The sequence below is a fragment of the Sphingomonas sp. genome, from assembly GCF_019242355.1.
Taxonomy (GTDB): domain Bacteria; phylum Pseudomonadota; class Alphaproteobacteria; order Sphingomonadales; family Sphingomonadaceae; genus Sphingomicrobium.
On record NZ_JAFAVR010000067.1, the window covers coordinates 1 to 13,369 of the forward strand.

General features: G+C 68.1%; 13 protein-coding genes. 8 read left to right on the top strand and 5 right to left on the bottom strand.

Translation table 11 applies throughout. The features are described from left to right. The 4 genes from JOZ79_RS02950 to JOZ79_RS02965 form a co-directional block, all read right to left on the bottom strand. On the bottom strand, positions 1–1,971 hold a 1,971-nt coding region (locus tag JOZ79_RS02950), incomplete at its 3' end, for a diguanylate cyclase (RefSeq protein ID WP_294070325.1). A 122-nt stretch (positions 1,972–2,093) separates the two neighbouring features. After that, a complete protein-coding gene (cysK, locus tag JOZ79_RS02955) occupies positions 2,094–3,023 on the bottom strand; it encodes a cysteine synthase A (RefSeq protein WP_294070328.1) in 930 nt (309 codons plus the stop codon). Then, on the bottom strand, positions 3,020–4,294 hold the full coding sequence (locus JOZ79_RS02960) for an MFS transporter (RefSeq protein ID WP_294070331.1): 1,275 nt from the start codon (positions 4,292–4,294) through the stop codon (positions 3,020–3,022). Before JOZ79_RS02960 ends, cysK begins: the two co-directional genes overlap by 4 nt. A gap of 71 nt (positions 4,295–4,365) precedes the next feature. Next, positions 4,366–5,247: an alpha/beta hydrolase gene (locus JOZ79_RS02965; protein ID WP_294070334.1), complete on the bottom strand. Its 882-nt coding sequence runs from the start codon at positions 5,245–5,247 to the stop codon at positions 4,366–4,368. Between the two features lie 90 nt (positions 5,248–5,337). Between JOZ79_RS02965 and radA the strand changes: the two genes are divergently transcribed. Genes radA through JOZ79_RS02990 form a run of 5 tightly spaced genes read left to right on the top strand, consistent with a single transcriptional unit; the run spans position 5,338 to position 10,502 of the window. Then, positions 5,338–6,702 carry a DNA repair protein RadA gene (radA, locus tag JOZ79_RS02970; protein WP_294070337.1) on the top strand — a complete coding sequence of 455 codons (1,365 nt, stop codon included), beginning with the start codon at positions 5,338–5,340 and terminating at the stop codon, positions 6,700–6,702. A gap of 50 nt (positions 6,703–6,752) precedes the next feature. Next, positions 6,753–8,174: an MFS transporter gene (locus JOZ79_RS02975; protein ID WP_294070340.1), complete on the top strand. Its 1,422-nt coding sequence runs from the start codon at positions 6,753–6,755 to the stop codon at positions 8,172–8,174. A 44-nt stretch (positions 8,175–8,218) separates the two neighbouring features. Then, positions 8,219–8,746 carry a CvpA family protein gene (locus tag JOZ79_RS02980; RefSeq protein WP_294070343.1) on the top strand — a complete coding sequence of 176 codons (528 nt, stop codon included), beginning with the start codon at positions 8,219–8,221 and terminating at the stop codon, positions 8,744–8,746. Then, positions 8,743–10,053 carry a cysteine--tRNA ligase gene (cysS, locus tag JOZ79_RS02985; RefSeq protein WP_294070346.1) on the top strand — a complete coding sequence of 437 codons (1,311 nt, stop codon included), beginning with the start codon at positions 8,743–8,745 and terminating at the stop codon, positions 10,051–10,053. Before JOZ79_RS02980 ends, cysS begins: the two co-directional genes overlap by 4 nt. After that, positions 10,050–10,502: an iron-sulfur cluster assembly scaffold protein gene (locus JOZ79_RS02990; RefSeq protein WP_294070349.1), complete on the top strand. Its 453-nt coding sequence runs from the start codon at positions 10,050–10,052 to the stop codon at positions 10,500–10,502. The genes cysS and JOZ79_RS02990 overlap by 4 nt, the downstream gene beginning before the upstream one ends. On the opposite strand, the gene JOZ79_RS02995 is transcribed toward JOZ79_RS02990, so the two are convergent. Then, positions 10,432–11,010 (bottom strand): shikimate kinase, encoded by a 579-nt coding sequence (locus JOZ79_RS02995; RefSeq protein ID WP_294070352.1) that lies wholly within the window; start codon positions 11,008–11,010, stop codon positions 10,432–10,434. The two genes, JOZ79_RS02990 and JOZ79_RS02995, sit on opposite strands and share 71 nt — an antisense overlap. 91 nt (positions 11,011–11,101) lie before the next feature. Between JOZ79_RS02995 and JOZ79_RS03000 the strand changes: the two genes are divergently transcribed. From JOZ79_RS03000 to JOZ79_RS03010, 3 genes are all read left to right on the top strand, one after another. Then, on the top strand, positions 11,102–11,236 hold the full coding sequence (locus JOZ79_RS03000; RefSeq protein WP_294070355.1) for a hypothetical protein: 135 nt from the start codon (positions 11,102–11,104) through the stop codon (positions 11,234–11,236). Next, positions 11,226–13,010, top strand: a complete 1,785-nt coding sequence (locus tag JOZ79_RS03005; protein WP_294070358.1) for a hypothetical protein — start codon at positions 11,226–11,228, stop codon at positions 13,008–13,010. The genes JOZ79_RS03000 and JOZ79_RS03005 overlap by 11 nt, the downstream gene beginning before the upstream one ends. Before the next feature lie 22 nt (positions 13,011–13,032). Beyond that, a partial coding sequence (locus JOZ79_RS03010; RefSeq protein ID WP_294070361.1) for a site-specific integrase occupies positions 13,033–13,369 on the top strand: 337 nt, incomplete at its 3' end.

Sequence of the window (13,369 nt, forward strand, 5' to 3'; positions counted from 1 at the left end):
CACGCCCTCTGTTATCTCGAGTTCCAGGCGGTCCGGCCGGATGCCGGTTTCCTCGAGATGCCGGGCGACGAGCTTGACGATTCCGGGGTCGTTGAACTGCAGCGGCGACAGATTGACCGCGATCCGCACCTGGTCGGGCCAGCGCGCGGCTTCCTCGAGCGAGGTCCGAAGCACCCATTCGCCGATGCGGCCGATGAGCCCGGCTTCCTCGGCGAGCGGAATGAACTTGTCCGGCGAGATCGCGCCGCGCGTCGGATGGGCCCAGCGTACCAGCGCCTCGAAGCCGCAGATTTCTTCGCCGGCGGCACGGACGATCGGCTGATAGGCCATGTGCAGCTCGCCGCGCTCGATTGCCTGGCGAAGATCGTTCTCGAGCAACTGGCGCTCGGCCGCCTCGCTGTGCATCGACGGTTCGTAGAAGCAATGCTTGCCGCGGCCAGCGCCCTTTGCTGCGTACAGGGCGAGGTCGGCGTTGCGGACGAGGGCATCCGCACCGGTCCGGCCGGGATCGCCGATGGCCACGCCGACCGAGGCGCCGATGGTCACCTTGTGACCCTCGATCATGTAGGGGCGCGACACCTGCTCGATGAGGGTGCGGGCCAGCGACTCGATCAAGCCGACGTCGACCATGCCCGGAAGCACCGCCTTGAACTCGTCGCCGCCGAGCCGACCGACCTTCCCGTGCTCGCCCATCACGGACTTCAACCGGTCGGCGACCTGGCGAAGCAGGGCGTCGCCGATCGGGTGGCCGAGCGTGTCGTTGACGTTCTTGAACCGGTCGAGGTCGATCAAAAAGAGGGTGCAGCCCTTCTGGCGGTTGGTCGCGTTGCGAAGCGCCTCTTCCAGCGTCTGCCGCATCATCGCGCGATTCGGCAGCCCGGTCAGCGAGTCGAAGCGGGCGAGGCGGGTGATCTCCTGCTCGGACCGGCGCTGCTCGGTGAGGTCGGTGCCGATGCCCCGGAAGCCGAGGAAGCGGCCGCGCTCGTCGAAGATCGGATTGCCCGACAGCGACCAATGGACGTCCTGGTCGCTCGCCGGGCGGACGACGACATCGGAAAAGGGAAAGCGCGCGGACAGGTGAAAACCCAGTGTCTTGCGCTCTTCGGAGGTATCGGAACCCTTGGTGTCCACGGACAGGAGGTCAGTGAATTGGCGGCCGAGCAAAGCCTCCGGTTCGCAATTGAAGTCGTCGGCAAGCTGCTTCGAGACGTAGGACAGGGTGCCGAGCGGGTCGGTTTCCCAGAACCAGCCGCGGCCGGTGTTCTCGAACTCGTCGACGAAGTTCAGCGCCTTTCTGGCCTGCCATTCGACGCCCAGCCGCTGGCGTCCGCCGGCGATGGTCTTGCGGGTGACGGCGACAGTGTAGACGAGGACGAGTCCGGCAAGCGCGTTCAGCGCCGATGTCGCGAGTGGGTCGTTCGAGAACAACGCCGTCGTCAGGACGGCCAGCGCGGCGTTGATGACGGCAAGCGGCGGCGATGCGACCGAGGCGACGCAGCGGACGACGAAGCTGGCGCCGAGCGCAACCGTGGCGAAGCTCGCCGCATGGAAATCGATGGAGGTCGAAGCAGCGCTGGCGACGGTGGAGCAGATTCCGGCCACCGTGACATAGGCGCACATCAGGCGGCCGATCGTGTGCGGCGAGAGCTGGAGGTTGCGCCAGCGGCTGATCACCAGCCCCGCGCCGATGTCGAGCGCGAGCGCGATCAGGACCGGGATGCCGGTGAATGCGAGCGTCTGCATCGACGAGGCGAGCCCCGGGACCGCGAGGAGGCTGGCGGCAACGACCAGATGGCCTGCGAACAGCAGCCAGGGCACGTAGGTCCAGCCGGCGACCCGGAGCTCGGCGAGGCGCGTGTCTGTGCTCGATTCATGCTCACGGACATCGAACAGCAGGGCGTCGACGGGCGACGCGTCGCGCGGGCCGATATACTCGACCTCGGGATTCTTGCCGAACAGCGTTCGCCGCATTGATGCTCACCTCTCAGCGAGGGGGTGAACGCGGCTCAACGCCAGGCCTTCGATTCCCCCGGAGCAAAGGCTTATGTCCCGGGGAGTTAAAGTGTCGGCGAACGGACGTGGTTAGTGGTGCATTAAGCCGCTTGTTCCGGAAGGAAATCCGGGACCGAGAGGTAGCGCTCGCCAGTGTCGTAGTTAAAGGTCAGGATGCGCGGCCGATCCCCGAGGTCCCCAAGCTTCTGCTCGACCCCGGCCAGCGCCGCGCCCGACGAGATACCGATCAGAAGGCCTTCCTCGCGAGCCGCCCGGCGCGCCATTTCCTTCGACGCATCGGCATCGATGTCGATGATCCCATCGAGCGCGCCCGTGTTGAGGATGCTTGGAATGAAGTTGGCGCCCAAGCCCTGGATCGGATGCGGCCCCGGCTTGCCACCAGTGAGGATCGGCGACAGCGCCGGCTCGACCGCGAACACCTTGAGGTTCGGCCAGATGGGCTTCAGGACTTCTGCGCAGGCGGTGATGTGCCCGCCGGTCCCGACGCCGGTGATGATCGCGTCCAGCGGCGCATCGCCGAAGTCGCGCAGGATCTCCTGAGCGGTCGTGCGGCGGTGGACCTCGACATTGGCCGCATTGTCGAACTGCTGCGGCATCCAGCTGCCCGGAGTTTGCTCGATCAGCTCGCGGGCACGGTCGACGGCGCCCTGCATGCCCTTTTCCTTGGGGGTGAGGTCGAAGCTCGCGCCGTAGGCCAGCATCAGGCGGCGGCGCTCCAGGCTCATGCTTTCCGGCATGACCAGGACCAGCTTGTAGCCCTTGACCGCCGCGACCATCGCAAGGCCGATGCCGGTGTTGCCGGAGGTCGGCTCGATGATGGTGCCGCCGGGCTTCAGCTTGCCCGAGCGCTCGGCGTCCTCGATCATCGCCAGCGCGATGCGGTCCTTGATCGACCCGCCGGGATTGGCGCGCTCCGACTTCATCCAGACTTCCGCGCGATCGCCGAACAGCCGGTTGATCCGGATATGTGGCGTATTGCCGATGGTCTCGAGGACGTTCGCCGCCTTCATGCCGCTGTCTCCTTTGGTTTCGACGCCTGTAAATCGGGAGGATCGAAGCTCCTTGCAAGCCGCAGCTCGGGAAATTTCCATCCCCAGACGAAAACGACGATCACTGCGCCGATGCCGCCGGCGATGACTGCCGGGATCGGGCCGATCAGCGCCGCGAGGAAGCCGGACTCGGTTTCGCCGAGCTCGTTCGAGGCGGAGATGAAGAGGGATGAGACCGAACTGACTCGGCCGCGCATCTCGTCGGGCGTGTAGAGCTGTATCAGCGACTGGCGGACGTAGACCGAAAACATGTCGGCCGCGCCGAGGACCGCAAGGCAGGCGAGCGATAGCGGCATCGAGCGTGACAGGCCGAAGATCACGGTCGCGAGGCCGAACACGGCAACCGCGGCCAGCATCTTCACGCCGACATCCTGCTTGAGCGGCCGAGCAGCGAAGAAAGCGGCGGTGAGGGTCGCTCCGACCGCGGGCGCCGCCCGCAGGTGGCCCAGTCCTTCCGGTCCCGCGTGGAGGACGTCGCGGGCAAAGACCGGCAGCATCGCCGTCGCTCCGCCGAGGAGCACCGCGAACAAATCCAGGCTGATTGCGCCGAGCACCAGCCGGTTGTGACGGACATAATGTAGCCCCTCGATCATCTGTCGCCAGGGGTTTAGCGAGCGGTCGAGCTCGGGCCGCGGAATAGCAGGGATCGCAAACAGGCCGGCAAGCGCGATGACGAACAGAAGCGCGCTCGCGGCGTAGGGGGCGACCGGGGCGAGGGCGTACAGATATCCGCCAAGCGCGGGCCCGCCGATCGCCCCGACCTGCCAGGCGATCGACGACAAGGCGATCGCGCGCGGCAGGATCTCGCGCGGCACGAGATTGGGCGCCAGTGCTCCCAGCGCCGGGCCGGCGAAGGCGCGAGCGACGCCCAGCAGCGCCGCGATCACGTAAATGGCGGGAAGGGTGGTTGTGTGCCGCCACGCCATCCAGCCGAGCGCAAGCGCGCATAGCAGCTCCAGCGTGACCGACGCCCGAGCGATCCAGCGGCGGTCAATCCGGTCGGCCGTCCAGCCAGTGACCAGGGTCAGAAGGAACAGAGGCACGAACTGGACGAGCCCGATGATCCCGAGCCGAAGCGCCGCTGCCTCGGTCCCCATCGTATGCCGGGCGATGTCGTAGACTTGCCAACCAATGACGATGACCATCGCCATCTGCGCAATGGTGGTGCTCAGCCGGGCGATCCAGAAGGCTCTGAAGCCGGCGATCCTGAGGGGTTCGGGGAGAAGACTCACCCGCGGCGCCTAGCGATGCCGCGAGGGAGCGGCAACGCCGCCGCGAAGCAGCGTTGCCCGATTTCCAAAGCTCAATAGGCGGATTCGGTTTCCCGGCTTTCCGCTTTCTCGTCGATGCGGCTGTCGTCGCCGGTCAGGAAGGCGACGAGGTCTTCGTTGAGCCGCTCCTTGTCGGTCGCGAACAGGCCGTGCGCGCTGCCCTCATATTCGATCAGCTTTGCGTTCGGCACCTTATCGGCCATCACCCGGCCGGTCGCGTCGATCGGCACCGTCTTGTCGGATGTGCCGTGGATGATCAGCGTCGGCACGCCATCGAAGCTCGCGATGTCTGGCCGGAAATCGGTCGTCGCAAAGGCCTGGGCGGCGGCGAGAGTGGGTCTCAGCCCCGCCATCATCGTCTGCCGCCAGGCGTTCATCTCGACTTCGTCGCTGACCGGATGGCTGATCATGCCGGTGCCGAAGAAATCGTTGAAGAAGCCCTTGAAGAAATGGGCTCGATCTTCCTTCATGCCCTGGGTCATCTGGTCGAAGGTCGACTGCGGGACGCCGTTCGGATTGTCGTCGGTCTGCAGCATGTAGGGCACGACCGAGCTGATCAGCACGGCCTTGCTGACCCGGCCCTTGCCCTGCTTGGTGAGGAAGCGCGCGACTTCGCCTCCGCCCATCGAGAAGCCGACCAGCGCGACCGGTTCGGCGACCCCCGCAGCTTCGAGCACGGCCGCGACATCATCGGCATAGGTGTCATAGTCATGGCCATCCCAAGGCTGGTCCGATCGGCCGAAGCCGCGACGGTCGGGGATGATGCAGCGCTTGCCGGCCTCGACGAGGCGAAGCGCGGCATCGTCGAACGAGTCGGCGCTGAGTGGCCAGCCGTGGATCAGGACGACGGGATCACCGCGGCCCCAGTCCTTGTAATAGAGCTTCGTGCCATCGCGAGCCTTGGCATAGGGCATTGAAATTCTCCTGATTTCCCCGGCCCGGCGTCAACGAATGGCGCTCGCGCCTGTTGCGCGGTTCATCCCAGTCTTTAGACGGTAGAGCCGATGGCCAAGCCCAAATCCCGTTACGTCTGCCAGTCCTGCGGCTCGGTCTCGACCCGCTGGCAGGGCCAGTGCGCCGACTGCGCCGAGTGGAATACCCTGGTCCAGGAGGCGGCCGAGGTGTCGAACATCTTCGCGGCCAAGCACAATCTTCAGGGCGGCGGACGCGTCATCCAGCTGGTCGGACTCGAAAGCCCCTCGGCGCTGCCCGAGCGGTTGCCGAGTGGCCTAGCCGAGTTCGACCGCGCCGTCGGCGGCGGCATCGTTCCCGGCTCGGCGATGCTCGTCGGCGGCGATCCAGGCATCGGCAAGTCGACCCTGCTGCTCCAGGTCGCGGCCCGGCTGGCGAGCGCCGGGCGGCAGGTCGTCTATGTCTCGGGCGAGGAATCGGCCGAGCAGGTGCGGCTGCGCGCGGTGAGGCTTGGCCTTGGCGGAGCGCCGGTGCGCCTGGCGAGCGCGACCTCGGTGCGCGACATCCTGACGACCGTCGGCGACGATGCGCCGGCTTTGCTCATCATCGATTCGATCCAGACGATGCACAGCGACCTCATTGAGGGCGCGCCGGGAACGGTTAGCCAGGTTCGCGCCTCGGCGCAGGAGCTGGTGCGCTTCGCCAAGGAGCAGGGGACTGCGGTCATCCTCGTCGGCCACGTCACCAAGGACGGCACCATCGCCGGCCCGCGCGTGCTCGAGCATATGGTCGACACGGTGCTGAGCTTCGAGGGCGAGCGCAGCCACCAGTACCGGATCCTCCGGGCCATGAAGAATCGCTTCGGCGGCACGGACGAGATCGGCGTGTTCGCGATGGAAGGCGTCGGCCTGACCGAAGTCCCCAACCCGTCGGCGCTGTTCCTGACCAACCGCGGCGAGCCGGTCAGCGGCACCAGCGTCTTCGCGGCGATCGAGGGGTCGCGGCCGGTGCTGGTGGAGATCCAGGCGTTGGTGGTCCGCCTCGCGACCGGAGCGACGCCGAGGCGCGCGGCGGTCGGCTGGGACAGCGGCCGCCTGGCGATGATCCTCGCCGTCCTCGAAGCGCGCTGCGGCATGAGCTTCGCAACGGCCGAGGTCTATCTCAACGTCGCCGGCGGCTATCGCCTGAGCGACCCCGCCGCCGATCTCGCCGTCGCGGCGGCGCTGGTCTCGGCACTCTCCGAACGCCCTGTTCCGACCGAAGCCGTCGTCCTCGGCGAAATCGCCCTCTCCGGCGAAATCCGCCCCGTCGCGCACAGCGGATTGCGCCTCAAGGAATCCGCCAAGCTCGGCTTCGACGCCGGCTGGGTGCCCAAGGGCGTCAAGGGCGGCGAGGGGCTGCGGCTTTCGGAGTTCGGAAACTTGCGGCAGCTGGTGGACCAGCTCCTCGGCCGCTAGTCGGCAGCCGTAGCATCGATTCAGCAGGCAGTCCGTTGCCCGATCAATCCATGAACATTCAGACGAATCCCCGGGCGGAGCATCCTCCTGCGCAGCACGACGGCCTGCCGATCCCGCGGCGCTACTGGTCGATGGCGAGCATCTGGCTTGCGCTCACTATGGCGGTCCTCGACGGGGCGATCGCCAATGTCGCTCTGCCGACCATCGCACGCGAGCTCGGGGCATCGCCGGCGAGCTCGGTGTGGATCATCAACGGCTACCAGCTGACGATCACGATACTGCTTCTGCCACTGGCGGCATTGGGCGACCGGATCGGGTACAAGTGCATCTACATTCCAGGACTGGCGATCTTCACCGTAGGCTCGCTGGCATGCGCGCTTAGCCACTCGCTGCCGCTGCTGGTCGCGGCGCGCGTACTGCAGGGCGCCGGCGCGGCCTGCATCATGAGCATGAACGCGGCCCTGGTGCGCGCGACCTATCCCGCGAGCATGCTCGGGCGCGGCATCGGCTACAATGCGATGGTGCTGTCGGTTTCGGCCGCGGTCGGCCCGACGCTTGCCAGCCTGATCCTTGCGGTCGGCCCGTGGGAATGGCTTTTCCTGATCAATCTCCCGATTGGCGTCGCGGCGCTCATGATCGGCCGGAAGTCGTTGCCAGAGCCTCAGGGGCATGGCGGCCCGTTCGACTGGGGCTCGGCGATCCTCAGCGGCGCGATGATGGGCCTCGTCCCGTTCGGTGCCGAATGGTTCGCGCGCGAAGGTTCGGCAGTAGGGCTGGTGATGGTGGTCGCCGGCATCGTCGCGGGCGCGGCGCTGGTCTGGCGGGAGAGAGGCCGGCCCAACCCCCTGATGCCGCTCGACCTGCTGCGGATCCCGATCTTCGCCCTGTCGATCACGACCTCCGTCGTCTCGTTCGCGGCCCAGATGCTCGCTTACGTGGCGATCCCGTTCCTGCTTCAGTCGGTGCTTGGGCGCAGCGTGTTTGCGACCGGGTTGCTGATGACGCCCTGGCCGATTGCGGTCGGCATCGCAGCGCCATTCGCGGGCCGGCTCGCCGATAAGGTGCCCTCGGGGCTGCTCGGCGGCATTGGCCTGGCGATCTTCGCGGCCGGACTGTTCGCCTTGTCGCGGATGGGCGCCTCGCCGGACAATGCGTCGATCATCTGGCGCATGGCGTTGTGCGGGCTCGGCTTCGGCCTGTTCCAGTCGCCCAACAACCGCACCATCGTCAGCTCGGCGCCGAAGTCGCGGTCGGGCGCCGCCGGCGGTGTGCTGGCTACGGCCCGCTTGCTTGGGCAGACGGCGGGCGCGGTCACGGTCGGCGCGGCCTTCCATTTGTTCGGCCTGGGCGTCACGCCGCGGCTGCTGCTTGCGGCCTCGATCGCCGCTTTGATCGCCGCTGGCATCAGCCTCACGCGGCTTCGCGTCCAGCCGCCGAGCCGGGTTGCGGTCTACAAGCCGATCCTGGACTAGTTCCGGCCTCGCAATGGCGAAAAGAGATTGCTAGCGCCGTTGCCGTGACTGCGCTCGACATCTTCGTTGTCCTGCTCCTGCTTGGCGGCGGCGCCGTCGGATTCATCCGTGGCTTCGTCCACGAGGTGATCTCGCTGCTCGCCTGGGTGGTCGCGATCGCGATGCTCAAGCTGTTCCACGGCCAGCTGTGGACCGGGCTGACGGGCCATGTCGTCGCAAGCCCGGCGGCGGCAGCGGTGCTCGCCTTCGCGATCCTGTTCGTACCGAGCTTCCTTGTCGTGAAGCTGCTGGCCCGGACCATCGGCGGCCGAACGCGCCGATCGCCGGTGCTCGGTCCGTTCGACCGGGTGCTCGGAGCGGGCTTCGGCTTGCTCAAGGGCTTGCTAGGCGCGACGCTCGTCTTCCTCCTCGCCAACCTTGCCACCGACATGGTCTGGGGGCCGCAGTCGGACCGCCCGGCCTGGATGCTGAACTCGCGGACCTACCCGCTGCTGAACTCCAGCGGCCGGGCGATCGTCGATTGGGTGCAGGCCCGGCGGGGAGCGCAGCCGGGGCCGATCCGCAGGAAATGATCCGTCTCCACGATACGATGAGCCGCGAGAAGCGCGACTTCATGCCCGCCGACCCGAAGCGGGTGACGATGTACGTCTGCGGACCGACCGTCTACGGGCGGGCGCACATCGGCAACGCCCGGCCGGCGGTGGTGTTCGATACGCTCGGCCGGCTGATCCGGCACGAGTTCGGCGCCGACAGCCTGGTCTACGCCCGCAACGTCACCGACGTCGACGACAAGATCATCGCGGCGGCGGAGGCGGAAGGGGTCGATCCGTCAGTGATTACCGAGCGGTTCGAGCGCTTCTACCTCGAGGATATGGGCGCGCTCGGCGTCTCGCCGCCCGACATCGCACCGCACGCCACCCACGAAATCGGGCCGATGGTCGCGATGATCGAGCGGCTGGTCGGGCTCGGCAATGCCTATGAGGCTGACGGCCATGTGCTGTTCTCGGTCCCGAGCGATCCCGATTATGGCGCGCTCAGCCGCCGCGACCGCGAGCAGATGATCGCCGGAGCGAGGGTCGAGGTCGCGCCCTACAAGCGCGATCCGGCCGACTTCGTGCTTTGGAAGCCGAGCCCGGACGGGGTGATCGGCTGGGATTCGCCCTGGGGGCGGGGCCGGCCAGGCTGGCACATCGAATGCTCGGCGATGATCCGCGCCCATCTCGGCGAGACCATCGACATCCACGGGGGCGGGCTCGACCTCATCTTCCCGCACCACGAGAACGAGATCGCCCAAAGCCGCTGCGCCCACGGCGGAGCGCCGCTCGCGCGCTTCTGGGTGCACAACGGCTTCGTCGACATGGGCGCGGAGAAGATGTCGAAGAGCCTCGGCAACGTGGTGACGCCCAACGAACTCCTGGCGCAGGGCCACAAGGGCGAGACGCTGCGGCTGGCTTTGCTGAGCGCGCACTACCGGCAGCCGCTGCCGTGGACCGACGCATTGATCGCGCAGTCGAAGACCAATCTTGATCGCCTCTATCGCGCGGCCGGCGATGCCGAAGCTGGCGAGGTCGATCTTGGCGTCGTCGATGCGCTCTGCGACGACCTAAACACGCCACTGGCTTTGTCACGGCTGTCCGCGATCGACGATCCGGCGACCCTTCGCGCGAGCGGGCACCTGCTTGGCCTGTTGGGCGACAGCGGTGAGGCGTGGTTTCAGGGCGACGCGGATTCGAGCGGCATCGACGCGCGCATTGCCGAACGCACCGCCGCCAAAGCCAGCCGAGACTTCGCTACCGCCGACCGCATCCGCGATGAATTGAAGGCCGAGGGCGTCCTGCTTGAAGACGGGCCCGGGGGCACCACCTGGCGGCGGGGATGAACGCGCCGCTCTACACGACCGAGATCCTGCGATTGGCGGCCTCGCTGGCCGAAGCCCGCCCGCTTGACCGAGAGGATGGCTCGGCAGAGCTCCGGTCACCGACATGCGGCAGCCGGGTCGCGACTTCGGTGCAGGTTGACGCCGAGGGACGTATCCGGGCGATCAGCCAGCAGGTCCATGCCTGCGCGTTCGGGCAAGCATCGGCCGCGATCCTCGAGCATGGCGCAGCCGGCCGCTCACGAGACGAGCTCGGCCTTGCGGTTGCTGCACTGTCGGCCTGGCTCGGCGGATTGGACGAGGAGCCAGACTGGCCCGGCATCGCCGCGCTTGCTCCCGCTCGCTCGCGCCGCTCGCGCCACGCTGCGATCCTGCTTCCGTTCAGGTCGCTCGCGGCTGCGCTTGCTGATGCTGCGGAGCGGGCCCCCGCAGATAATCCTCCAGTGCCCTGACGATCGCGTCGACCACGTCGCGGTGGGCGCCGTCGCTGCTGCGCACATGGATATGCGCTTCGGCATAGGCGGGCCGTTCCTGCTCGGCGATCCGTTCGAGGGTCGCCTTGGGGTCGTCGGTCCGCAGCAGCGGCCGGGTGTTTCGGCGACTGGTGCGCTGGGCGAGCACATCCACCGGCGCGTCGAGCCAGACCGTAATGGTCTGCGTCTTCAAGAGGTCGCGCGTGCGCGGGTCGACGAAAACACCGCCGCCGGTCGAGATCACCCGCACCTGGCCATCCACGAGCCGGGCGACGAGGCGCCGCTCGCCGTCGCGATAATCCTCTTCGCCGAACCGCTCGAACACTTCTGCGGCGGAGAAGCCGGAGGCGCCCTCGATTTCGGCGTCGCTGTCCACGAACGGCAGGCCGAGGCGGCGGGCGAGGCGGCGGCCGACCGTCGACTTGCCGACGCCCATCAGGCCGACGAGGACCACCGGCCGGTCGAGAATTCGTGACAGGTCGCTCACCCGAAAGGGCTATACAGCGCGTTGCCGCCCCGGCAAAAGCGCTTCGACCGCGCTTCTGGCGCGCGATAACCCTGGGATCGAAACGAGAGCCATGCCGCGCATTGCCGTCCTCATCATCGTCCTCTTGCTCGTCATCGGCGGCCTCGTTCTCCTGTCGACGCTGCCCAGGGCGCAGCCGACCCACTCCATCCAGGTCGACGTCGCCCAACCGGCCAATGCGCACTAGGCTGCTGATCGGCGCTTGCGCGGCCGGTCTGGCTGCCGCGATCCCGGCGCTTGCGCAGCAAGCCGTGCCACCACAGCCGGCACCGGCTCAGCCTTCCCCGGCACCGGCTCCGCAGCCTGCTTCGCCCGCGACTGAAAGCCAGACGGCGACGGTACCCGAAAGCGCCCTTACCAGCTCTCCCGGCAGCGGCGACAGCAACATCGTGGAGATTTCGGCTCAGGCACTTCCGCCGCCGCCGCCGCCGGTCGAATATCCCGGATTTGCGCGCCGCGATCCCTGGACCGTCGGGCGGCTCGACCCGTCGGCGCTCGGCCTTGGAGTCCAGCCCTGGGGCACGGCGGACGGTGCTTTCCTGTCCAGCCTGATGCGCCACATGGATACGCCGCTGGCGTCGCGCTGGGAGCATATGGCGCTCCGTGACGCTCTGCTTGCGAAGGCGCACGCGCCGGCCAACGCCAACCCGATCGACTGGGCGGCCGAGCGCGCCTGGCTGCTGCTTCGCATGGGCGAGGCAAGCGCCGCCCGGATGATCGTCGCGGGCGTCGACACCGACCGCTTCACGCCCAAGATGGTGCAGGTCGGGGTCCAGTCCGCGCTCGCCAATGCCGATCCGGCGGCGCTCTGCCCGCTCGAGCCGGGGATCCGCCAGTACGACCAGGGCGTCCGCCAGCTCGTCGCCGCCATGTGCGCGTCGCTCGCGGGCGAGCCGGAAAGCGCCTCGGCCCAGATCGAGGATGCCCGCCGTCACGGTCGTATCGGCGGCATTGACCTCACGCTCGCCGAGAAGATCGTCGGCGCGGGTGGCAACACCGGCCGTGCGACGACGATCGAGTGGGACCCGGTCGACAGTCTGACCGCCTGGCGCTTCGGGCTCGCTTCCGCGGCCGGCCTGGTACCTCCCGACCGGCTCGCCAGCGCCGCCTCGCCGCAACTCCGAGCCTTCGCGGCCCGCTTGCCGCTGCTGACCGCGGACCAGCGTTTGCCGTCTGCCTTGATCGCCGGCGGGCTAGGCGTCTTCTCCTCGCAGTCGCTGATCGACCTTTATTCGACCATCTACGACGCGACCGATCCCGGCGACCTCGCAACGACCGACGCGTGGCAAGTCCGGCAGGCGTTCGTTGGCAAGGACCGTGATGCGCGGCTGTCAGCCATCCGCAAGCTGCTCGACGGCGCCAAGGATCCGCTAACCCATGAAGCGACGCGCGCGCTCATAGGGCGGGCCGCGACACTGATCGATCCCGATCCCGCGCTGTCGAAGGACGCGCCGGAGCTCATCTCGGCGATGCTCGCCGCAGGCTACGACCGTGCGGCCGAACGCTGGGCAGGGGCGGTTGCGCGGATGAGCGGCGACGACGGCGACCGCGCGTGGGCGATGCTTGCGCTCGCTGCGCCCGACGGCGGCCGGGTCGATGTCAGCAGCGGCCGGGTCCGCGACTTCATCGGCAACGACAATAGCCGCAACAAGGTACGCAGCGCGCTGCTCGTCGCGGGGCTCGTCGGCCTCGGCCGGATGGAGACGTCGACCGCCGAAAGCCTCAGCGGCCGCTACGGCCTCGGCATCGGTCATACCACCAGCTGGACGACGATGATCGACGCGGCCGCCGCCCGCGGCCAGACGGCCACGGTCCTCGTCCTTGCCGGGACCGGACTGCAGACTCAGGACTGGCGGGATGTCCCGGCATCGCATCTGTTTCACGTGGCCGCCGGGCTCGAGCGCACCGGGCAGGACTTCACCGCGCGCATGATCGCGGCCGAGGCCCTCTCGCGCACGTGAGGCTCTGGAAGAGGTCACGTCCGTGACTGGCGACGACCGCGCCCTGGTCGATCGCTTCCTCGACATGATGGCTGCGGAAGCGGGCGCGTCGAGGCACACGCTTGCAGCCTATCGCAACGATCTCGAACGGGCGGCCGAAGGCCTTGGCGGGCATTTGGGCGATGCCGGCCCCGACGGGGTGGCAACGCTCGGCGAGCAGTGGCGCGACCTTGCCCCCTCGACCGTCGCCCGTCGCTCGGCGGCGCTTCGCCGGTTCTTCGGCTTCCTCGTGGACGAAGGGCTTCGCGGGGACGATCCTTCCGCCGCGCTGCCAAGCCCGCGCTTCGAGCGGCGGCTGCCGCGAATCCTCGCCGCGGCGG

Coding starts and splice junctions, on each gene's coding strand:
- cysK (WP_294070328.1), bottom strand. CDS start 3,023: ATGAAGGCGGCGAACGTCCTCGAGACCATCGGCAATACGCCACATATC.
- JOZ79_RS02965 (WP_294070334.1), bottom strand. CDS start 5,247: ATGCCCTATGCCAAGGCTCGCGATGGCACGAAGCTCTATTACAAGGAC.
- radA (WP_294070337.1), top strand. CDS start 5,338: ATGGCCAAGCCCAAATCCCGTTACGTCTGCCAGTCCTGCGGCTCGGTC.
- JOZ79_RS02975 (WP_294070340.1), top strand. CDS start 6,753: ATGAACATTCAGACGAATCCCCGGGCGGAGCATCCTCCTGCGCAGCAC.
- cysS (WP_294070346.1), top strand. CDS start 8,743: ATGATCCGTCTCCACGATACGATGAGCCGCGAGAAGCGCGACTTCATG.
- JOZ79_RS02990 (WP_294070349.1), top strand. CDS start 10,050: ATGAACGCGCCGCTCTACACGACCGAGATCCTGCGATTGGCGGCCTCG.
- JOZ79_RS03000 (WP_294070355.1), top strand. CDS start 11,102: ATGCCGCGCATTGCCGTCCTCATCATCGTCCTCTTGCTCGTCATCGGC.
- JOZ79_RS03005 (WP_294070358.1), top strand. CDS start 11,226: ATGCGCACTAGGCTGCTGATCGGCGCTTGCGCGGCCGGTCTGGCTGCC.